The 21,625-nt window shown below is 57.5% G+C and carries 14 protein-coding genes; 6 read left to right on the top strand and 8 right to left on the bottom strand.

Going from position 1 to position 21,625, the window contains the following annotated elements:
- The first annotated feature begins 172 nt into the window (after positions 1-172).
- Positions 173-1,333, top strand: a complete 1,161-nt coding sequence (locus tag AAC076_RS06005; protein WP_339843599.1) for a YCF48-related protein — start codon at positions 173-175, stop codon at positions 1,331-1,333.
- Positions 1,334-1,377: 44 nt separating this feature from the next.
- Positions 1,378-3,732, top strand: a complete 2,355-nt coding sequence (locus AAC076_RS06000) for an MMPL family transporter (RefSeq protein ID WP_339843598.1) — start codon at positions 1,378-1,380, stop codon at positions 3,730-3,732.
- Positions 3,733-3,886: 154 nt separating this feature from the next.
- Here the strand turns inward: AAC076_RS06000 and AAC076_RS05995 are convergent, their stop codons facing one another.
- The 6 genes from AAC076_RS05995 to AAC076_RS05970 are packed head-to-tail and all read right to left on the bottom strand — an operon-like array spanning position 3,887 to position 10,791.
- Positions 3,887-5,554, bottom strand: a complete 1,668-nt coding sequence (locus AAC076_RS05995; protein WP_339843597.1) for a BatD family protein — start codon at positions 5,552-5,554, stop codon at positions 3,887-3,889.
- Complete coding sequence (locus AAC076_RS05990) at positions 5,551-7,440, bottom strand: VWA domain-containing protein (protein WP_339843595.1); 1,890 nt, start codon at positions 7,438-7,440, stop codon at positions 5,551-5,553. Before AAC076_RS05990 ends, AAC076_RS05995 begins: the two co-directional genes overlap by 4 nt.
- Positions 7,430-8,410 carry a VWA domain-containing protein gene (locus AAC076_RS05985; protein ID WP_339843592.1) on the bottom strand — a complete coding sequence of 327 codons (981 nt, stop codon included), beginning with the start codon at positions 8,408-8,410 and terminating at the stop codon, positions 7,430-7,432. The genes AAC076_RS05990 and AAC076_RS05985 overlap by 11 nt, the downstream gene beginning before the upstream one ends.
- A complete protein-coding gene (locus AAC076_RS05980) occupies positions 8,403-8,864 on the bottom strand; it encodes a DUF4381 family protein (RefSeq protein WP_339843590.1) in 462 nt (153 codons plus the stop codon). The genes AAC076_RS05985 and AAC076_RS05980 overlap by 8 nt, the downstream gene beginning before the upstream one ends.
- Entirely contained in the window at positions 8,861-9,829 is a 969-nt protein-coding gene (locus AAC076_RS05975; RefSeq protein WP_339843588.1) for a DUF58 domain-containing protein, read from the bottom strand. Before AAC076_RS05975 ends, AAC076_RS05980 begins: the two co-directional genes overlap by 4 nt.
- A gap of 2 nt (positions 9,830-9,831) precedes the next feature.
- The gene (locus AAC076_RS05970) at positions 9,832-10,791 is read right to left on the bottom strand and encodes a MoxR family ATPase (protein WP_339843586.1); all 960 of its coding nucleotides are present in this window, start codon (positions 10,789-10,791) and stop codon (positions 9,832-9,834) included.
- 212 nt (positions 10,792-11,003) lie between these two features.
- Between AAC076_RS05970 and AAC076_RS05965 the strand changes: the two genes are divergently transcribed.
- The 3 genes from AAC076_RS05965 to AAC076_RS05955 all read left to right on the top strand — a co-directional run bounded on the left by AAC076_RS05965 (position 11,004) and on the right by AAC076_RS05955 (position 17,223).
- Positions 11,004-15,857: an NAD-glutamate dehydrogenase gene (locus AAC076_RS05965; protein WP_339843584.1), complete on the top strand. Its 4,854-nt coding sequence runs from the start codon at positions 11,004-11,006 to the stop codon at positions 15,855-15,857.
- A 34-nt stretch (positions 15,858-15,891) separates the two neighbouring features.
- Positions 15,892-16,122, top strand: a complete 231-nt coding sequence (locus AAC076_RS05960; protein ID WP_339843582.1) for a DUF2835 domain-containing protein — start codon at positions 15,892-15,894, stop codon at positions 16,120-16,122.
- A gap of 78 nt (positions 16,123-16,200) precedes the next feature.
- Entirely contained in the window at positions 16,201-17,223 is a 1,023-nt protein-coding gene (locus AAC076_RS05955; RefSeq protein ID WP_339843580.1) for a quinone-dependent dihydroorotate dehydrogenase, read from the top strand.
- A 121-nt stretch (positions 17,224-17,344) separates the two neighbouring features.
- On the opposite strand, the gene rmf is transcribed toward AAC076_RS05955, so the two are convergent.
- The gene (rmf, locus tag AAC076_RS05950) at positions 17,345-17,560 is read right to left on the bottom strand and encodes a ribosome modulation factor (protein WP_339843579.1); all 216 of its coding nucleotides are present in this window, start codon (positions 17,558-17,560) and stop codon (positions 17,345-17,347) included.
- Between the two features lie 266 nt (positions 17,561-17,826).
- On the opposite strand from rmf, the gene rlmKL reads away from it, so the two are divergent.
- A complete protein-coding gene (gene rlmKL, locus AAC076_RS05945) occupies positions 17,827-20,055 on the top strand; it encodes a bifunctional 23S rRNA (guanine(2069)-N(7))-methyltransferase RlmK/23S rRNA (guanine(2445)-N(2))-methyltransferase RlmL (RefSeq protein ID WP_339843578.1) in 2,229 nt (742 codons plus the stop codon).
- Between the two features lie 6 nt (positions 20,056-20,061).
- On the opposite strand, the gene dacB is transcribed toward rlmKL, so the two are convergent.
- A complete protein-coding gene (gene dacB, locus AAC076_RS05940) occupies positions 20,062-21,525 on the bottom strand; it encodes a D-alanyl-D-alanine carboxypeptidase/D-alanyl-D-alanine-endopeptidase (protein ID WP_339843577.1) in 1,464 nt (487 codons plus the stop codon).
- Positions 21,526-21,625: the final 100 nt, after the last annotated feature.

Below are 21,625 nucleotides of genomic sequence, written 5' to 3'. Positions count from 1 at the left end.
AGCACTGATGGTGCACGTCAGCAGTTACCTATCAGGGTCATGATTGACACGCGATAACCCGAGGCTGGTTGGCAGGTGCTGCCCCAGGCCGTTACTATCAATAGACCGCTTCACAGCGGTTGCCATGCCTGTCTACAACGGCAGGTACCTATAAGAACAAGGGGAATGGTGTATGCGTGAGCCCATCCAACGGCACAGTCTGGAAGCAGGAATGACCTGCAATGTGTCCGGCAAGAGCCGCAAGCTTTCTTTATCCAGTCAGATTCTCTCAGCTCTGGGCCTGTCAGCCGCACTGGCATTCACGCCCGTTGCAATCGCCCAGGCTCAGGACAGCATTGCTGCTGAGGCCAAGCCCGCCGTCATGTCCGACATGGCTAGCCACGTTTTGTTGCTGGACGTTGAGCAGGTAGGCGATCGCCTGGTCGCAGTCGGTGCCCGTGGTCACATTGTTTATTCCGACGACAACGGTGAGAGCTGGACGCAGGCTCCTTCGCCTACGCGTCAGATGCTTACCGCGGTCGACTTTGTTGACGCACAGAACGGCTGGGCTGTCGGTCATGATTCACTGATTCTGCGCACCAGTGATGCTGGCGAGAACTGGGAAATCCAGTATCGCGACCCGACTCTGGATGAATCCCGTGACGAGCAGGCTGGCGGCTTACTTGAGCGTCCGCTCATGGATGTCTGGTTCCGTGATGCCAACACCGGTTTCGCTGCTGGTGCCTATGGCCTGTTCCTGCGTACCGATGATGGCGGTGAAAACTGGGAGGAACTGCCCGACCTGATCGATAACGAGTTCGGTTTTCACTACAACGCCATGACAGCCGTCAAGGATACTGGCCTGTTCCTGGTGGGTGAAATGGGCACCATGTATCGCTCTGTCGACTTTGGTGATACCTGGGAAACCATTCAGGATTTGCCCTACGACGGTTCACTCTTCGGTACAGCCGGCACCGGTCGTCCCAACGAGGTTCTGATCTGGGGCCTGCGCGGCAATATGTACCGGTCTGGCGACTTCGGTGACACCTGGGAACAGATCCAGCTGCAAACGCAGGACGGCGATGAGCTGCAGGCTACCCTGTCCAACGGTCAGCTGTCAGACGATGGCAAGTTGGTCGTGGTAGGCGTGGGTGGTGTTGTGGTTATCAGTGAAGATAACGGCCGCACCTTCGAGGTCAACGTACGCGCTGATCGCGTAGCCTTGGCTAGCGCAGCGATCCTGCCCAACGGTAATTTGCTGTTGCTGGGCCAGCGAGGCGCTGTGAAAACAGGCCCCGGTGGTATGAGTGGTGTTGACAAGAATGCCCCTGCAGCCCAGATAGGTACCCCCTGATCGGCTCCAACCGATGCAATAAATAAGTACCAGGAGAAAACTGGATGTCCAGAAGTCACCAGGAAACCGCTCCCTTCGTGGAGCGGTTAATCTTCAAGAATCGGATTGTTGTGCTACTGATCTTTGCCATTGTCACTGTGCTCCTGGGATACCAGGCAGCACAGGTCAGGCCTGAGACCAGTTTTGAGAAGATGATCCCCCTCGAACACCCCTACATCGTCAATATGATCGAGCATCAGAACGATCTGGCGAACCTCGGTAACTCCATCCGCATTGCTGTTGCCATTGAAGATGGCGATATTTTTTCCACCGAGTATATGGAAACCCTCAAGCGTATCAATGATGAGGTGTTCTTCCTGCCGGGGGTTGATCGTTCCAATCTGCGTTCATTGTGGACCCCCAACGTGCGCTGGACCGAAGTAACCGAGTACGGTTTTGACGGCGGCCCTGTGGCTAACCGGCCGGCCTATCTGACCGAACAGGATCTTGATGAGTTGCGTGAGAATGTGCTCAAGTCCGGTGAAATTGGTCGTCTGGTTGCGAACAACTTCAAGTCCACCATCATCGAGGTGCCACTCCAGGAGTTTTATCCGAATCCGGACGACCAGAGCCAGCTGATGCGTCTGGATTACGGGCAATTTTCTCGACAGCTGGAAGAGAAGGTACGTTCGGAGTTTCAGGCTGAAAATCCGAATATCAGCATCCATATCGTTGGCTTCGCCAAGAAAGTGGGTGACCTGATCGAGGGTATCATCAAGGTGGTCATGTTCTTTGCCGCGGCATTGCTGATTACCTTTGTGCTGCTGCTGATCTTTACCCGCTGTCTGAAGAGTTCAGTGACGACCCTGGTTTGCTCGGTGATTGCCGTTATCTGGCAGCTTGGTCTGTTGCGCTCGTTGGGTTTCGGTCTGGATCCATACTCGATCCTGGTGCCTTTCCTGGTCTTTGCCATCGGTATTTCCCATGGCGTGCAGATTATCAATGGTATGGCCATCGAGTACAGCAATGCCAATGATGCCAACACAGCCGCTCGTCGCGCTTTCAGGGCCCTTTATGTGCCCGGTATTGTGGCGTTGATCTCCGATGCGGTGGGCTTTGTTACGCTGCTGCTGATCGAAATCGAGGTGATTCGCGAACTGGGTATTGCCGCGTCCGTCGGCGTTGGCGTGATCATTCTGACCAACCTGATTCTGTTGCCGGTGTTGATGTCGTATATCGGTATCAGCAAGCGGGCTGTCGAGCGCAATCGGGATATGGCATCCCGCCCTCAGAAGCTCTGGTTGGCAGTGGCAAAGTTCTCGCATCCCAAGGTGGCGCCGGTATCCATCGTGCTGGCTATTGCGGCGTTTGCATTCGGGATCTACCACGGTCAGAACGTCAAGATCGGTGACCTGGACCCGGGCGCGCCGGAGTTACGGCCTGATTCACGTTACAACCTGGATAACGCGTTCATCATCGATAATTATTCGACCAGTTCGGATGTGTTGGTGGTCATGGTGAGCACGCCGGATGAAATGTGCTCGTCCTACGAGACCATGGAAGCGATCAACCAGCTGGAATGGCGTATGGCCAATCTGGATGGCGTACAGTCGGCGGTATCCATGGTTACCGTGGCCAAGCAGGTGATCATGGGTAACAACGAAGGCAACCTGAAGTGGCAGACGCTTTCGCGTAACCAGGACAACCTGAACAATGCTATCAGCCGTGCGCCGAGTGGTCTGTTCAACTCATCCTGTTCCCTGGCTCCGGTCATGCTGTATCTCGAGGACCACAAGGCTGAAACCCTGTCGAGGGTCACCGCAGAGGTCGAGGAGTTTGCCGCCGAGTACAACACCGATACGCTTGAGTTCAAGCTGGCCGCGGGTAACGCGGGGATCGAGGCCGCGACCAATGTGGTTATCGAGAAATCCCAGCTCAAGATGCTGTTGACGGTCTATGCGGTGGTTATCTTCATGTGTCTGATCACATTCAGATCCATCCGCGCGGTGCTTTGCATCATCATTCCTCTGGCCCTTACGTCGGTTCTGGCCAATGCGCTGATGGCTTTCCTGGGAATTGGTGTCAAGGTCGCTACCTTGCCGGTGATCGCTCTGGGTGTGGGGATTGGCGTTGATTATGGCATCTATATCTACAGCCGTTTGGAGACCTATCTGCGCCAAGGCCTGCCCCTCGAGGAAGCCTATTACGAGACGCTCAAGACCACGGGTAAAGCGGTGACGTTCACTGGTATAACCCTGGCTATCGGCGTAGCTACCTGGATCTTCTCGGCTATCAAGTTCCAGGCTGATATGGGTATTCTGCTGACCTTCATGTTCCTCTGGAACATGTTTGGTGCGCTATGGCTACTGCCAGCGCTGGCAAGGTTCCTGATCAGACCTGAGAAGCTGCGCGAAAGCTGATTAGCCGGAATATAAAACGCCCCTGACGGGGCGTTTTTTTTGCTGTCAGGGGTGGGTCTCAGGCTTCAGTCTGAAAGCTAGAAGCTTGGTTCCAGAGCCATCAGCTATAAATCCTTAGACTCAGCCCCCGCTTTTAAAATCGAGTTGCCAAACCTCAGACCTTGGGGTAAAGGCTATCGAGTGCGGGTTCGAGTGCTTCGCTCTGACGTTTGCGGCTCTGAACAACCATCCGAACCGCGCGCCAGAGAGGTTTTCCGCGCCAGTTATGTTCTGCCTGGCCGAACAGGCAGGCGTTGAGTTCGTCCAGAGCCTCTGCGAGCTCGGGGTGCAGATGGGTCAGACCTATCAGGCCTTCACTATCCTGTTGCCGCGCCCAGGTCTCCAGCGCCTTGCGCGCTTCGGCCGGCTGGTTGGTGCGGCATGCACTCTGCAGGTCGGTAAGGGGATTGCCCTGGATTTCCTCGTCGAATATTTCTTCATCCTGATATGGATTGTTCAAGCGCTGCAGTACCCCACGTAAACGCCACAGAGCTCCCAGGGAAATTATCAGCGCCAGACCCAATAGTGCGGAAGCCAGTTGCCAGGGCCAAAGAAGCGGAGATACCAGGAATTCCTCGCTCGCCTGGACTGAAGCAGGCGGCGCAGCGGCCGCGAAGCTTTGACTACTCATTACATTCAGTGCGATCGGGTCTAACTGTGTCTCGCGCAAGCTGTCTGACGCGGTGTCCCACCAGTAAAGCCGCAGTGCTGGAATCTGAAATGCGCCAGCTTGCTGGACGAGCAGGGCGGCACTGTCCTGTCGTAATCCGCGTATGCCATTGTCGACTACTGAATTCTCCAGTTCTGGCTGGTCGGTATATTCGCGTAGCCCGGTGATGGCAGCCTCGCCAAGGCTGCTGAGCTCGGGAAGCTGGCTGGCATTCAGACCTTCTGCGGTGACAGTGAGGGTGCGGGTCAGGGACTCTCCGGCGAGTAGATCGAGCCCCGGGTCCGGCTGCCAGCTCTGGGACAAACTCAAGTCAGTTGCTGGCAACCAGGGTGCTCCCGGTGGATAGTTCGGGGGGATGGGGCGCACCTGCAGATTGATTCCAGGAGACCTTACCTGCACCAGCCGGCCCCGTGAAAGCGCGCTGTCAGCAGAGCGTGAGGGCATGGTGGTGGCGGTGAATAGCTGGGATGGCACCTCGAGCTCACCGCTGCGTTGCGGAAAGATCGCGTAACGTACTTCGATGACGCCGTGGCGAATACCGTTGATCAGTCGTTCGTAGTTGCGTGGTGGTCCGAGACTTTCCACTCGGGCATCCGGAAAGTCCAGGCCGGTGAGGGTGGAGTCGTCATACAGTGAAACTGAATGATAGACCCGCAGGGTAAGCAGAACCTGAGCCTGTACGTAGGGCGTTTCGGTATCCACTTCGGCGTCGATGAAGACAGGCGCCATCTGTGCGGTATTGTCCCGTGCAGCCTCACTGCTGGTCAGAACCTGAAGACTGATCGGGTCGCTGCTGAGGGTGTCGACACTCAGCGGCGGGATCACCACATAGCCAGTGCGCTTGGGGAGCAGGGTAATGACCCAGCGGGTCACTGGTTGGGTTTTGCCATCGAGCTGACTGACCAGACTGAGCTGTCGACTGTTCTGTATAGCAAAATGCTCTTCCAGGGGCGCCAGTTCCGGAAGGTTGAACCGATTGGCTGCTTCGGTTTCCAGAGTCAGTTCAAGGGTTTCGCCTTCGATCAGCCGCGTTCTGTCTACGCTGGCCTCAAGGGCGGCCCCGGCTGGAACAGAGAATATCAGGATGCAGAGCCATAGTATTAGTCTGATCATCGTGAGCGTTCTTCCAGTTGCTGAAGTCGTTGATAGAGAAACTTGCGGCGCAGCAAGTCCGTAGGATTGTCCGGCACCTCCCTCAGCCATTGCTGCAACGCAGCCTCTTGTTCCGGCTCGAGGACTTTCTGTGGGGCGTCCGGCAGCGGGGCCAACTGATCTGATGATACCGCTGGCATCTCACCGTTCATCGTTGCAGTTGCTCTAGGCGTTTGGTCATCATCAAGGGCTTCTACCCGCGTACCTGCCCGTGTATCCGACCCTGAACCTGTCATTGTCTCTGAGTTGTCATTCGACTCTGCGGACGCCGGAGGGTTGTCGACGGGTGGGGACGTCGGGCCGGAAGGAGGGCTGGGCTGTTGGCTCTGGTAGTCGGCACGCGTTGCGTCTTCAGGGCTGGGCGTGGAGCCGCTACCCTGATCCTCCTGGTCCGTTATGGTTTCGCCCGCCTGGGCCTCGCTGCCATCGGATTCGGTATTTGCTTCCTGCTGCTCGGCCTGGCGCGCCTGCTCTTCGATTAGCGCCTCAATACGGCTGCGGTTGTGCCGGGCGGCAGCGTGGTCAGGGGCGCGGGTCAGCGTCTGCTCATAGGCTTCCAACGCATCCTGCAGCTCACCGCCCATGGCCAGCGCGGTACCGTGGTTGAAATGGTGTTGTGGGTTATCCGGATCCTGCTGTACCAACTGCTCGTAGGCATCGGCGGCGCCAGTGTAATCACCCGCCTGGTAGAGTGCCCATGCTGCCCAGTGGGGGTCTTCAAAACGTTCAGCTGCTGCGCCAGGCTTGTCTTGGACGAGCAGATCAGCAGCCTGTTGATCAGGGCGTTGCCAGAGATTCTGCCAGATGATGGAGTCTGCATCAGCGGTCGTTGGCAATAACATGGCGCACAGCATGAGTCCCAGCCATCCCCGTCGGGCACCCAGGGCTGCCAGGGGCAGCAATAGTAGCAGCAACCAATGCCCCTGGTCGCTGCGACTTGCTGAGCTGTCCGGGTCGCTCAGACTGGTCAGCGAAAGGGGCTGAAGCAGGCTGAGCAGGTCGGTATCATCCCGTGTGATGTCGTGATAGCTGGCGCCGGTACCCCGGGCAATGGTGACTAGCGCCTGGTTATCCAGGCGGGGTAACAAAATGCGGCCTTGCTTATCGCGCATGAAGCCACCCTCGGGTAATGCCACTGGTGCACCTTCGGCGGTGCCGGTCCCCAGAATCGACAGTTGTCGGCCCAGCCTTTTGGCTGCTTCGCTCAAGGCCTTGAGCTGAGTATCTTCCACACTCCCGGTTATCAACAGAATCTGCGTAGTGTCTGGGGGTAGTGGGGAGACCATTTGTTCTGCCAGTTCCAGTGCGCTGCCAAGATTCGAGCCGCTGACCGGCATGATGTCCGGACTCAGGCCGTTGAGTAGATTGATCAGTGTGGACTGGTCGGAGCTCAAGGGGGTTACGCGATGCGCACTGCCGGCGTAAGCCACCAGGGCGATCTGACTATCACTGCGGATTTGCAACAGATCACGGATCTTCAGCCGGGCTCGCTCCAGACGGGTAGGGGAGAGATCATTGGCCAGCATGTTGTGGGAAAGGTCCAGCACCACAACAACAGCAGACTGATTGAGACGCACCACGGGTGACTCGCCTTCCCAGACCGGCCCGCTCAGCGCGACGATCGCCAAAGTCCATGCTGAGGCCAGGAGGACAAAACGTCCGGCGTGATCCTTGCCGGGCTCGCGTTGTAAAAGCGCCTCGCGCATCACCGCGGGGAGCAGGCTATGCCATGGGGAGTAGTGATTGATGCGGCGGTAAAGCAACCAGCTGAGTGCCAGGCATGGAATCAGCAAAAGTAGCCAGAAGGGACGTGCCAGAGTGAGGCCGTCAAGAATCTCAGTCTGCATGGCGCCTCCGGTAGACCCCGTTGGCAGCAAAAGCCAGGGTCAGAAGCATCGCCAGACCCAGTGGCCAGGGGTAGAGCGGGCGGGCACGACGCCTCGGGCCGCTGTCGCGTAACGCGGGCTCGAGCATGTCGATACGACGATAGATGTCCTCAATATCCTGGCCATTGCGCGCGCGAAAATACTCGCCCCCCGTCGCCAGTGCGACATCCACAAGGGTCCCTTCGTCGAGATCGACGGAGGGATCGCGGGTCGCGATTTGCGTGGGCTGTGACCTGTCTGCGCCGACGCCTATGGTAAAGATACGGATGCCTTCGCTGGCGGCGAACCGGGCAGCCCGAAGGGGGTTAACCTGCCCTGCCGTGTTGGCGCCATCGGTAATCAATACCAGTACGCGGCTTTCGGCCGGCTCTTCGGCCAGCCTCTTGATGGACAGGCCGATGGCATCGCCGATGGCTGTCTCCCGGCCGGCAAGCCCGACGAAGGATTCATCCATCCACTGGTTCAGGCTGTCAAGATCATGGGTCAGAGGCGCTTGCACATAAGCGGTGGAGCCAAACAGTATAAGTCCCAGCCTATCTCCCTGGCGCTCCGCGATGAAGTTGGCAACCAGCCGCTGGACCACAGCCATGCGCGGTACTGGCTCACCATCAAGCTGCATATCCTGATATTCCATGCTGCCTGAAAGGTCCACGGCCAGCATCATGTCTCGCCCGCTGATACTCATCGGTAAGGGCTCGCCCAGCCATTGGGGTCGACTTGCCGCGATCAGCAGGAGTAACCAGATGATGATGAATGGCCAACGGCGACGCTCCGATTGAACGGGGCCTACGTTACTTTTCAGTTGTTCAATTCGCGGGAGAAAGCCGACCTGAAGCGCAGTGCTTGGAACGGCGGCAGCTGGGAGCAGCCAGCGCAAAAGCCAGGGCAGGGGCAGTAACAGAAAGGCCGCCGGCCAGTGCAGCTCAAACATGGTTATGTCTCATCCAGCGGCGCAGTTCACGCAGCAAGGCGCGACGTTGTTCATGGCTCAGGTTGGGTGCCTGGCGGTAGAGATCTGCCGCCAGGGGAGCCAGGTGGCTGCGCTGTGGTCGGGGGTATCCATCACACAGATAATCCAGCCACTGTTTGCCGAACAAACGGGTTGGGGTCACCTCGCCGCGGCGAATCAGCAAGCGCTTCAGGAGGCTGTTGATTTCGCTGAGCCACTGCTGATCAGGCAGGTCTGCGGGTATATCCTTGAGCGCCTGATTGGTTTTACGTCGATGGGCGACCAGCCGTCTCCAGCGCAGCGCCAGCCAGGGAAGCGCAAAGGCCGTTGCCAGCGCCAGAGCGAGTAGTATCCACCAGCCGGGAGCGGGTGGCCACCAGGGCACGGGCGGTGGCGCAACCGGATGGATGAGCGATTGGTAGAGAGCCTCGGTCACGTTCTACTGCGCCTTTTATGGGCGTTGAACATGGTACCAATCTGGGACTGTGCAGGGCTGGCAGTATTCAGGCTGAACAGTGAACATCCCAAACGGCGGGCCAGTTGCTCCCACGCCACCTGTTGGGCCACAAACTGCGCTGCGTATGCGCCGCGTACGGATGCTTCCCGGGAGTTAATGCTCAGCCGCTGATCATTCTGGATGAAATCCAGTTGGTCAGCAGCGGGCAGCTCGGCGTCGAGGGTGTCGAATAGAGGCAGAAGAACCAGGTCGTTGTGCAGGGCAAGGGGGGCCAACAGCGACTGATTGACACCGTCTACAGCGCTATGGTCGCAGATGATGTAGAGAATGCTGCCTGGACGAACAACTTCGCGGGTGTGACGCAGGGCTTGATTGAGTAACTCTCGCGGTGGTTCATCCGTTGAATCTGCGAGTGGGGTCAGGCTGTGATTGGCGTCAATCAGCAGTCTGAAAAGACGTAGAAGTGATTGCCGGTTGCGTTGTGGCCTGACCTCATGACATGCCTTGCCGAAAACCACGCCACCTACTCGATCATTTTGCGCCAGAGCGGTCCAGGCAATCAGGCTGCAGGCCCTGGCGGCGAGAACCGACTTGAAACACAGCTGGCTGCCGAAGAACAGTCGGTTACTCTGTTCGCACACGATAAACACCGGTCTCTCCCGCTCCTCATTGAAGACCTTGGTGTGAACCTTCCCGGTACGCGCTGTTACGCGCCAGTCGATGCTGCGGATATCATCACCAGGCTGGTAGGCCCGTACCTGGTCAAAATCAACGCCTCTGCCACGCAGACGCGAATACTGCCTGCCGAGTTGGCGGCTGGCCTGCATGGGACCACGAAAAAGCGGCGTTCGCTGGCATTGGTGGCGGCTGTCCAGCAACGTATCAAGGCTGACAAACAGACGCTCGTCCTTTGTTGGCTCGCGTTGGGCGTCGGGGGTGCTCACGTTCATACCACTGCGACGGATTCGACCAGCAGATTAATTGCCCGATCAGCATCGATACCGGCAGCTTCGGCCTCGAAGCTCAGGATCAGGCGATGACGTAATACGTCGTGCACAATGGCCTGAACATCTTCAGGGCTGACGAAGTCCCGGCCAGCCAGCCATGCGTGGGCACGCGCACAACGGTCAAGGGCTATCGTCCCGCGCGGGCTTGCTCCCAGCTCGATCCACTCGGCCAGTTGAGCGCTATAGAGTTCGGGGCGCCGGGTAGCCATGATCAGTTGGATCAGATACTCCTCCACCGCGTCGGCCATGAACAAGCCGAGGACTTCCTGACGCGCTGCAAGAATGCTTTCCTGACTGATCCGCTGCTCAATACTGGCATTCACGCCCTGGGCCTCGCCGCGGGCAAGATGCAGGATCTGACGCTCAAGTGCCGCGTCCGGAAAGCCGATACGCACGTGCATCAGAAAGCGGTCCAGCTGTGCCTCCGGTAGCGGATAGGTACCTTCCTGTTCAATCGGATTCTGGGTCGCCATCACCATGAACAGTTCGGGCAGGGGATAGGTTTCCCTGCCGATACTCACCTGACGTTCGGCCATAGCTTCGAGTAGCGCGGACTGGACCTTGGCGGGCGCACGGTTGATCTCGTCGGCAAGAACCAGATGATGAAAGATCGGACCTTGTTGAAAGCTGAAACTGGCGGTTTCAGGTCGGTATATCTCTGTACCTGTTATATCGGCCGGGAGCAGATCAGGGGTGAACTGAATGCGGTGAAAATCGGCCTCGATAGCTTCGGAAAGGGCCTTGATAGCCTTGGTCTTGGCCAGACCGGGAGCGCCTTCCACGAGCACATGGCCTCCAGCCAAAAGGCAGATAAGCATGCGGTCAACCAGCTGCTCCTGGCCAAAAATCTGTTGCCCCATCCAGGAACGTAGATTCATCAGTGATTCGTGGTGCGTCATGAGCGTGTTTTCCGTTCTGACTGTCGTGTCCATATCCGGTTCATCCCTGTCCATTGGCGACCTGTCCATCTAATTGTCACTCCGGCAACACACTATGGTCTAGACTATTGATAATCAAAAAATCGCGGGCCCGGCAGGATACCGCGTATTACACCCGTTACCCACTGCAACACCCTGCGGGCGTGCGCCTTGCAGGTTCATCTGGAGGCAGTATGGCGTTCATCATGGCCAGCAGTAGAAAAGAATTCCTAAACATTTTGCAAGAACGTCTCGAAAAGCTCGTTCAGCCTGAGGAGCGGGAATCCATTATTCGTTTCAGCGAGCAGTTTTTTGGCATAGTGCCGCTGGAGGAATTGCTAGCCCGACACGACACTGATCTTCTCGGTTGCACCCTGTCATTCTGGCGCTTTTTACAACAATACACCGGCTCCGGTGAGAAGCTCAGGGTATTCAATCCTGACACTCAGCAACACGGCTGGCAATCCACCCATTCGGTGGTCGAAATTCTCCACTCCGACTCTCCCTTCCTGGTTGATTCGGTGCGCATGGAACTGAACCGCCAGGGTTACGCGATCCATACCTTGCAAAACAGTGTGCTGGCCGTCAAGCGTAATGCCAAGGGCGAACTGAACACGGTCTTGCCGCCGCAAAGCCAGCAGGCCGCAGCTCAGCATGAGTCGGTGATGTACATTGAAATCGACCGTTGTGGCAGTGCCGCCGAGCTCAAGCGTCTTTGTACGTCGCTAGAAGAAGTTCTCAGCCATGTGAGGGCCGCCGTCGCCGATTTCGGCGCCATGCGAGATCAGGCTGAAACGGTAATCAAAGCACTTAAAGGTAAGCAATTCGGATTTTTTCCAGCCGAGGAGCGCAAGGAGTGTGAAGCGTTTCTGGGCTGGTTGCTCGAGGATCATTTCACTTTCCTCGGCTACGAGCGTTTCAATATTACCGAAGGCCTCAAGGAGCAGCGCCTGGGTATTCAGCCCGAACACAGTCTGGGTGTGCTGGCGCTGAATGTCCGGGATGAATCCCTGGTCGGACTGCCCGACAAGGTCGTCGATTACCTGCGCGAGCCGGTATTGCTTTCGTTTGCCAAGGCGTCAGTTTCCAGCAAGGTGCATCGGCCAGCCTATCCGGATTATGTATCGATTCGCGAGGTGGACAAACAGGGACAGGTGGTAGTCGAACACCGCTTCATGGGGCTCTATACCTCCCGGGTCTATGCCGGTACGGTCGAACGTATTCCCCATCTACGTCAGAAAGTGGCTGCAGTGCGTGAGGCGTCGGGGTTCACCTCCCACAGTCACCTCGGCAAAGAGCTCGACCAGGCCCTGCAAGTGCTGCCGCGCGATGACCTTTTCCAGATGTCCGAAGCGCAGTTACGCGATACCGCCTTGAGCATTGTGCAGATCCAGGAGCGCAATCAGATTCGGGTCTTTCTTCGCAGTGGTAATTATGGGCGTTTCTATTATTGCCTTGTCTATGTTCCGCGCGAAATCTATTCCACCGAGATACGCCTGAAGATCCAGGCTGTCCTGATGGAGCGATTGCATGCCAGCGATTGCGAGTTCTGGACCTATTTTTCCGAGTCGGTGCTGGCTCGTACGCAGTTCATTCTGAGCGTTGATCCCAAGCAGGATCTGGTCATCGATCCAGCCAAGATAGAGCAGGACATTATTCGCGTCTGCCGCGACTGGCATGACGATTTCAGCGATCGCCTCAACGAAAGTCTGGGTGAAGCGACGGCCACGGCCGTGCTGGAAGATTTTGCTGAAGGCTTCCCTGCTGGTTATGCAGAGCGCTTCACTGCCGCCAGCGGCGTAGTGGATATTCAGCATATCCTGTCGCTGACAGCCGAGCGGCCTCTGGCGATGAGCTTTTACCAGCCGCTATCGCAGAAGCCGGGCGTACTGCACTGCAAGATCTATCATCTTGGTGAACCCTTGCCTCTCTCGGATGTCATGCCAATCCTGGAAAATCTGGGGCTACGGGTCATGGGCGAGTTTCCGTTCCTGTTCAAAAGACACGACGGACAGGAGTTCTGGATTCACGATTTTGAATTTACCTTTGCGCTTGACCGCGAGCTCGACATCCACGAAGTCAACGAGCTGTTCCGTGATGCCTTTGAGCAGACCTGGCGCGGGCTGGCCGAGAATGATGGCTTTAACCGACTGGTCCTGCTGGCGCGCATGCCATGGCGTGATGTGGCTCTGTTACGTGCCTATGCGCGCTATCTCAAACAGATACGGCTCGGTTTCGAACTGCCTTATATAGCCAGCACCTTGGTCGGTCACGCCGACATTGCACGGGAGCTGGTAAGGTTGTTCAAGACCCGATTCTACCTCGCCCGCAAGTTGTCCGCGGATGATCTGGAAGATATGCAGCAGCGACTCGAGCAGGCCATTCTCGGAGCGCTTGATCAGGTAGCAGTGCTCAACGAAGACCGGATCCTGCGTCGTTATCTGGAATTGATCAAGGCGACCCTGCGCACCAATTTCTATCAGACCGACAGCCAGGGCGATGCAAAGGACTATTTCAGCCTGAAGCTTGATCCGCGGGCTATAGCCGAACTGCCGCTGCCCAAGCCGATGTACGAGGTGTTCGTCTACTCGCCGCGCTTTGAAGGCGTGCATCTGCGCGGTGGCAAGGTCGCCCGAGGCGGCTTGCGTTGGTCAGACCGTGAGGAAGACTATCGAACCGAGGTACTGGGTCTAGTGAAGGCCCAGCAGGTCAAAAATGCAGTGATTGTGCCAGTGGGTGCGAAGGGTGGCTTTGTCCCCAGACGGCTGCCCGTGGGCGGTACGCGCGACGAAGTGCAGCAGGAAGCGATCGCGTGCTACAAGCTGTTTATCCGAGGATTGCTGGATCTGACCGATAATTTGGTAGAAGGCGTGGTAGTGCCGCCGGATCAGGTGGTGCGGCATGATGAAGACGATCCCTATCTGGTGGTTGCTGCAGACAAGGGAACGGCGACTTTTTCCGACATAGCCAATGGTATTGCTGCAGATTACGGCTTCTGGCTGGGCGATGCCTTTGCCTCGGGTGGCTCAGCCGGCTACGACCACAAAAAGATGGGTATCACTGCCAAGGGTGCCTGGGTTTCGGTACAGCGGCATTTCCGTGAGCTGGGTATCAATATCCAGACTGATCCGGTCAGCGTACTGGGCATTGGTGACATGGCGGGGGATGTCTTTGGCAACGGTCTTCTATTGTCACGCAGCCTGAAAATGGTAGCGGCATTCAATCATCAACATATCTTCATTGATCCCGATCCGGATCCCGAGACGAGCTTTGAAGAGCGTCAGCGTCTTTTTGATCTGCCGCGTTCGAGCTGGAGCGACTACGACACCAAACTGATCTCTGCCGGCGGCGGTATTTTCGAACGTAGCCTTAAACAGATCACGCTGACACCGCAGATGCGGGAGCTGTTTGCCATCAAGGCCGAGAAGTTGACACCCAATGAGTTGATTCACAATCTGCTCAAGGCACCGGTTGACCTCATATGGAACGGTGGCATTGGTACCTATGTGAAAAGCTCGTCAGAAACGCATATCGACGTCGGCGACAAGGCTAACGATATACTGCGGGTGGATGGACGAGACCTGCGCTGCAGGGTAATAGGCGAGGGTGGCAATCTGGGCATGACCCAGTTGGGACGCGTCGAGTTCTGCCTAAATGGCGGGGCGGTGAATACCGACTTTATCGATAATGCCGGGGGCGTGGATTGCTCCGACCATGAGGTCAATATCAAGATTCTGCTCAACGAGGTAGTTGAAGCGGGAGACATGACCGGCAAACAGCGGGATAAACTGCTCGCAAGCATGACCAAGGATGTTTCTTCACTGGTACTGGCCAACAATTACAAGCAGACCCAGGCGATCAGTCTGGCCCAGCGCCAGGCAGTCAAAGCCATGACCGAGTACCGGCGCTACATCACCCAGATGGAAAGCAGCGGCAAACTCAGTCGATCACTGGAATTCATCCCCGAGGATGACCAGTTGGCCGAGCGAACGGCGCGTGGTCAGGGCCTGACCAGGCCCGAGCTGTCTATCCTGATTTCCTACTCCAAGGCCGACCTCAAGGAAAGCCTGGTTGATTCGGATGTGCCCGAGGACAGTTATCTGGCCCGCGAGTTGGGTACGGCGTTTCCTGGGGTACTGGAGAAAAAGTATCCGGCTGCACTAAGCAGTCACCGGTTGCGCCGGGAGATTATCTCCACCCAGTTGGCTAACGACTTGGTCAATCATATGGGCATCACTTTCCTGCGCCGCCTGCAGCAGTCGACAGGTTCGCCTCCCAGCGACCTGGCTCGTGGCTATGTGGTTGCGCGCGATGTTTTCAAGCTCAAGTCCCATTTTGCGTCGATTGAGGCCCTCGACTATCAGGTACCTGCTGAAGTGCAGCTGGAGCTGATGGACGATCTGATGCGCCTGGGTCGCCGGGCAACACGCTGGTTCGTGCGAAACCGACGTCGTGATCTGGATCCCGAGCGCGAGATCGCGCATTTTGCTCCCAGGGTCGAGGCGCTCGCCGAGCAGTTCGACAGTCTGCTCGAAGGGCCAGTCCGGGCTCAGTGGGAAGCGCGGTTCGAAGCCTATTCCAAGGCGGGTGTACCGGAGCCCATTGCACGCCTGGTTGCAGGCACCACTAACTTCTTTACGCTGTTGGGGATTATCGAGGCGGCTGATACCACTGGCCAGCCCGAACAACGGGTAGCCCAGGTGTTCTTTGCACTGGGTAGCGAGCTCCGGTTGCCGTGGTTCGGCCAGCAAATCAATGGGCTGTCAGTGGACAATCACTGGCAGGCGCTGGCGCGCGAGAGTTATCGGGATGACCTTGATGCCCAGGCGCGTTCAATGACGGTTTCGGTCATGCACGATTGTGACCAGAGTCTGAGCCCGGACGTGCTGGTCAAGGAATGGGTCGCTCGCAACCCTTTGATGGTCAAGCGCTGGAGGACGATGCTCTCGGATCTGAAGAATGCCGGTGGAGGAGATTACCCGATGATTGCGGTGGCGATGCGAGAGCTGCTGGATCTGGCTCAGGCTTCCCGACATACTGTGAATTGAGCTTGCAGCGAGCTGATTTGCAGAGGGTATCTGGTTGACCGCAGAGCAGCAGTTGGTTGTCGATATAGCGCTCCCTGCCGAGCGCTATCTTGCCTGGTATCGCGGTCATGCGAGTCGCGTGCTGATGCATAGCCGTGATGGCCGTAGGGTGAGCCTGCCCGCGCATCATTTGCGACCCTTCCTTACCCATGAAGGCGTATATGGCAGCTTTGTCATGCGCTTCACGGGGGACGGGAAACTTGTATCCCTGCAGCGCATCCTTTAATCGATAGCCTGCATACCTCAAGGTCGCGCCGAACAGGTATACTGTGTGGTTGAAAAGTCACCCACGAGGCTCCGATCCATGTATTCGATGCTGCGCTCAATGCTCTTCCGTCTGCCCGCCGAAACGTCACATGATCTGACGCTGGATTTGCTTGGCGCAGCCGGGCGGCTTGGTCTTGCGGACAAACTGGCCAGACCGAGGGTATCTCAGCCGGTGCAGGTCATGGGCCTGACCTTTGATAACCCGGTAGGGCTGGCAGCAGGTCTGGACAAGAACGCACTGGCTGTAGACGGTCTGGCTGCACTGGGCTTCGGTTTTCTGGAAGTGGGCACGGTAACCCCGAGACCGCAGCCGGGCAATCCAAAACCGCGAATGTTCCGTTTGCCGGAGCAGGAAGCGATCATCAATCGGATGGGCTTCAACAATCTGGGCGTCGATGCCCTTTTGCAGCGTCTGGACTCGGTGCGCTACAGCGGCGTGCTGGGTGTGAACATCGGCAAGAATGCCGTCACCCCGGTCGAGCGTGCGGTAGACGATTATCTGTACTGCCTGCGCAAGGTCTATAGCCGGGCGAGCTACATCACCGTGAATCTGTCATCCCCGAACACGCCGGGTCTGCGCACCTTGCAGTATGGCGACACACTCAAGCGACTGCTCGAAAGTATCAAGCAGTGCCAAGGGGAGCTTACCGAGCAGCACGGTCAGTATGTGCCGATAGCCATCAAAATTGCGCCAGATGTACTTCCCGAAGACCTGGCGTTAATCGCCGGTGTGCTGCTCGATGAGGGAATGGACGCTGTTATTGCTACCAATACCACTCTGGAACGAACTGCTGTCGTAGGGCTGGAGCACGCAGAGGAGACGGGTGGCTTATCAGGAGGCCCCCTTACCGACGTGTCAACCGAGGTGATTCGTCTCCTTGCTGCGCAGCTGCAGGGCCGTATGCCTATTATCGGTGTTGGCGGCATCATGAATGGAGCTGATGCGGCAGAGAAAATGCAGGCGGGCGCCAGTCTAGTTCAGCTCTACAGCGGCTTCATTTACCGTGGTCCGGAGCTGGTCAGAGAGTGCGTGGACGCGATTGCCGCGTTGCCGCGTTGATCAAGATGAGTGGAGGCTAAATTTCCCGGGGGATCCGGCCTTCGCGTAGCGAAGGCCGGTGGGGCCCCGAAAGGCCCGGCGCTTTAGGGAAGCGCCATGGGAAAAAGGGTACTCTGGGAATTCAACCTACAGCATGCATTTCGTTGAGGCGATGCACGCCGGAAATGCCGGTGTAGCCGGCCCAGTGATCGGCTCGGCCTTCACGCCAGCCATTGATCCAGTTCTGGCGAGTGGTCGGACTGTTGAACGGACATGAGTCCTGGGACTTGCCATGAACCCCGTTCTGATAACCGCGTAGAAATGCTCGTTCCATCTGATCACGCTTGAGTCTTCTCATACAGTAGAGCCCTCATTTGGTAGAACAAACCGGCCTGCAATTCGCAGTGTCGGAGGTGGCATGGCAGGGAGGTTCCTGTCATGACGGGGGAAGTCGATCCTTTGATCCGGCTTCCCGAGAGGTTTGCCCGTTCTCGAGTCCTGTCCTGTTGTAACCTATCGGTAAGGGACACCCAAAGACCGATTTGTAATAGACGGGTAATCCTTTAGCGGCCAGCGCACTAACACCGCTAATGTAAAAATCACAAAGCAGTGGAAATCAAACAGATGCACGATAGCCTTGAATTTTTTGTCACATGCCCGAAAGGCCTTGAAGGATTGCTGCTCGACGAACTGAATGCCCTGGGTGCGGAAAATGCCCGGGAAACGGTTGCGGGTGTAAGCATCAGCGGTAACCTGGAGCTGGGCTATCGCATCTGTTTGTGGTCACGACTGGCCAACCGCGTATTGCTGGTACTCAATCGATTCAGTGTGAGCGATGCCCAGGCCCTGTATGACGGCGTCGCTGCGGTGGACTGGGCGGCGCACATGCAGGTTGAAGCAACCCTGAGCGTGGATTTTGTCGGCATCTTGCCGGGTGTTGATAACACCCATTTCGGTGCGCTGAAGGTCAAGGACGCAATTGTTGATCGGCTGCGTCAGCCGGACGGGACGCGTCCGGGTGTGGATCGTCAGAATCCGGACTTGCGCATCAATGTGCACTGCCGCAGTGGTGAGGCCCAGTTGGCCATCGACTTGTCTGGTCACAGCTTGCACCAGCGTGGCTATCGCCTGCAGCAGGGCGCTGCGCCGCTCAAGGAGAACCTCGCAGCGGCGATATTGATTCGCGCGGGTTGGCCGCAGCTGGCGGCCTCAGGCAGCGCACTAGCCGATCCCATGTGTGGTTCCGGGACCTTCCTGGTCGAGGCAGCGATGATGGCTACCGATATGGCGCCCAACCTGCAACGTGAACAATTCGGTTTCAGTCGCTGGCTGCAGCATCAACCGCACATTTGGGAATCACTGATTGCCCAGGCGCATCAGCGGGCTGAGGTTGGCCTGGCTGGCGAGCCTCTGTGGATTCGCGGTTACGAAGCGGATCCACGTCTGCTGCAGCCGGTGCGAAACAATATACAGCGCGCGGGTCTGACCGGCTGGGTCAAGGTTTACCAGGGTGAGCTGGCCACTTTCGAGCCACACCCCGACAGGGGGCAGACGGGTCTGATCGTGTGCAATCCGCCCTACGGTGAGCGTCTGGGGGAGGAGGCCAGCCTGGTCTACCTTTACCAGAAACTCGGAGAGGTGCTGCGAGAGCAGTGTATCGGCTGGCAGGCGGCGATCTTCACTGGTAATCCGGATCTGGGCAAGCGGATGGGCATCCGCAGCCACAAGCAGTACTCGCTGTTCAATGGCGCCTTGCCTTGCAAGTTGCTGATGATGGAGCTGCAACCCGAGCGCTATGTCACCGGAGCTGGCGCGACCAAGCGGCCGGAGGCAGGTGTTGAGCAGGCAGCCCGCGTACAGTCCCATGAGACGAGCAATCCGACGGTGACCGAGCAGCCCAGTGCCGCTCGTTTAAGCGAGTCGGCCCAGATGTTTGCCAACCGTCTGAAGAAAAACCTGAAGAATCTGGGTAAGTGGGCACGTCAGCAGGGCATTACCTGTTATCGGGTCTACGATGCCGACATGCCTGAATTCGCCGTGGCAATTGACCTCTACGACGATTGGGCCCATGTGCAGGAATACCAGGCGCCAGAAAGTATCAGCGAAGACAAGGCGCGCAGTCGTTTGCAGGATGTGCTGGTCGCCTTGCCCGATGTATTGGGTATTCCTGCCAGCCATGTGGTACTCAAGCAGCGCCTGCGTCAGAGTGGTAGCAAGCAATATCAGCGGATGGATCGCAAGGGTGAGTTTCTCACCGTGCGTGAGGGGCAGGTCAAACTGCTGGTCAATCTGACCGATTACCTGGACACCGGGGTCTTCCTCGACCACAGACCCCTGCGCCTCAAACTGGCTGCTGAAGCCCGGGGCAAGCGCTTTCTTAACCTGTTTTGCTATACCGCCAGTGCTACGGTTCATGCGGCTGTGGGCGGCGCCCGTAGCACGACCAGTGTGGATCTATCAAAAACCTATCTGGACTGGGCGCGGCGCAATCTGTCTCTGAACGGCTTGTCGGATCTGCACCAATTGGTGCACGCTGATGTAATGCAGTGGCTGGAAGATGACCGGGGCGAATACGATCTGATCTTTATCGATCCGCCGACTTTCTCTAACTCCAAGCGGCTGGAAGATGTCTTTGATGTGCAGCGTGATCATGTGCGTCTGATCGAGTTGGCCATGGCGCGGCTGGCCCCGGGTGGCACCGCGTATTTTTCCAACAATTTCCGACGGTTCCGGTTCGATCGGGAGCTTGAGGAGAAATATCAGGTCAGTGACATTTCCGCGCAAACGCTGGACAAGGATTTCCAGCGCAATACGCGGATTCACCGTACCTGGTGTATAGCGCGCCGCGCCTGAGGCGGCTTACCGGTTGGTAGCAATGTTGGTAGGCGCGCGCCGATATACATCCGTCAGAACCCGGTCCAGTGCTTCGCGGCTGGCACCGGCTGCAGGATGGTTGACGATGGCTGCAACGGCCCAGCTCTGACCATTGGCGTCACGGGTAATCCCGGCAATCGCACGAACGCTTCGCAGTGAGCCAGTCTTGATATGGGCCTGTCCGGCTACCGACGTATTACGCAGACGCCGACGCATTGTGCCATCCATTGCAGCCAGCGGTAGAGAGGCAATGAATTCGGCTGAGTAGGGGCTTTTCCAGGCCTCTTGCAGCAGCATGGCCATATCCCTTGCTGTCAGACGCTCGATTCTCGACAGACCAGAGCCGTTCTCCATAACCAGCGCTGTTGGCTGAATCCCCTTGCTGCCCAGCCATTGGTTGATGCTGCGCACAGCTGAGCGTTGATCATCCAGATCCCCTGGCAGGCGCATTTCACGGCCAATGGCCAGAAAAAGCTGGCGGGCCATGGTGTTATTGCTGAATTTATTGATGTCCCTGATCACAGTCACCAGATCGGGTGAGTCGCTGAAGGACAGCTGGCGTGCATTGCTGGGAGCCTGACCGACCCGGGTCGTCCCACGGACAGCTCCACCCATATCCCGCCACAGGCTGCGCAACATGCTGCCGGTGTAGGTAGGTGCATTCAATGCGGACATATAGCGCTGAACGGAGCAGCCTTCGTGCAGTGCGCCGACCAGCGTGATGGTCGCGTTCGTACCGTTATCCTCAATACCGTAGGTCACGTTGGGCCATGGGCATGAGTTGACAGGCGGCAGTAGCCTCAGCTGGTTACTGATCGTTACCTCGGGCAGGGCGGGCTCCATATGGATGCGTACGCCATTGCTCTCGCCATAACTGCTCAGCACCAGAAGCTTCAGGTTGGTCAGTAAGGGATCAGGTTCAACCAGAAAAGGCTTGCTCGGGTCGTTGCCATCATCCGGGAAAGGTGTTGCATCCGCTGGCAGCCTTATATCAGCGGGTTGCAGTACCAGGTCACCAGCAATTTCACGGACACCCGCCGCGCGCAGATCCCGCAAGAGGGTCCACATACGCTCGATAGTCATTTTCGGGTCACCGCTGGCGCGGAAGATCAGATCGCCCTCTAGCACGCCATTATTGATAGGCCCCGTTCCAAGTAACTCGCTGCGCCAGCTGTACGTAGGGCCGAGTAATTCAAGGGCAGCATAAGTAGTAACCAGCTTCATGGTCGAAGCTGGATTGACGATCTTGTCGGCGTTGACGAACTGAGCCATGCCCTGACCTTCCAGGGGTATGGCTGCCATCGACATGGCGTCGGCAGGCAGGTTGGCGGCGGTAAGGGATTGCTTGACTGTGGAGGGCAATGTGCCTGAGTCGGCCGCCCAGGCGGCTGTGGCTACGGTGAGCACGGCAGTGGTAGAAACAAGAAGCTGGCGAAGGAAAAAACGCATGATCTGCTGAGTACTCCGAGGTCGGCGGGCACATTCGGTGAACGAGGGCCGCGTCTGGCTTTGTTATGTCTTCAGTCATCATGGCTCATTAGCGCGCAGC

Origin of the sequence: uncultured Halopseudomonas sp. (genome assembly GCF_963977355.1) — a bacterium.
GTDB lineage: Bacteria > Pseudomonadota > Gammaproteobacteria > Pseudomonadales > Pseudomonadaceae > Halopseudomonas.
This window is presented reverse-complemented; position numbering and strand designations above follow the sequence as displayed.

Coding starts and splice junctions, on each gene's coding strand:
- AAC076_RS05965 (WP_339843584.1), top strand. CDS start 11,004: ATGGCGTTCATCATGGCCAGCAGTAGAAAAGAATTCCTAAACATTTTG.
- AAC076_RS06000 (WP_339843598.1), top strand. CDS start 1,378: ATGTCCAGAAGTCACCAGGAAACCGCTCCCTTCGTGGAGCGGTTAATC.
- AAC076_RS06005 (WP_339843599.1), top strand. CDS start 173: ATGCGTGAGCCCATCCAACGGCACAGTCTGGAAGCAGGAATGACCTGC.
- rlmKL (WP_339843578.1), top strand. CDS start 17,827: ATGCACGATAGCCTTGAATTTTTTGTCACATGCCCGAAAGGCCTTGAA.
- rmf (WP_339843579.1), bottom strand. CDS start 17,560: ATGAGAAGACTCAAGCGTGATCAGATGGAACGAGCATTTCTACGCGGT.
- AAC076_RS05990 (WP_339843595.1), bottom strand. CDS start 7,440: ATGCAGACTGAGATTCTTGACGGCCTCACTCTGGCACGTCCCTTCTGG.
- AAC076_RS05970 (WP_339843586.1), bottom strand. CDS start 10,791: ATGACGCACCACGAATCACTGATGAATCTACGTTCCTGGATGGGGCAA.
- AAC076_RS05995 (WP_339843597.1), bottom strand. CDS start 5,554: ATGATCAGACTAATACTATGGCTCTGCATCCTGATATTCTCTGTTCCA.
- AAC076_RS05955 (WP_339843580.1), top strand. CDS start 16,201: ATGTATTCGATGCTGCGCTCAATGCTCTTCCGTCTGCCCGCCGAAACG.
- dacB (WP_339843577.1), bottom strand. CDS start 21,525: ATGCGTTTTTTCCTTCGCCAGCTTCTTGTTTCTACCACTGCCGTGCTC.
- AAC076_RS05985 (WP_339843592.1), bottom strand. CDS start 8,410: ATGTTTGAGCTGCACTGGCCGGCGGCCTTTCTGTTACTGCCCCTGCCC.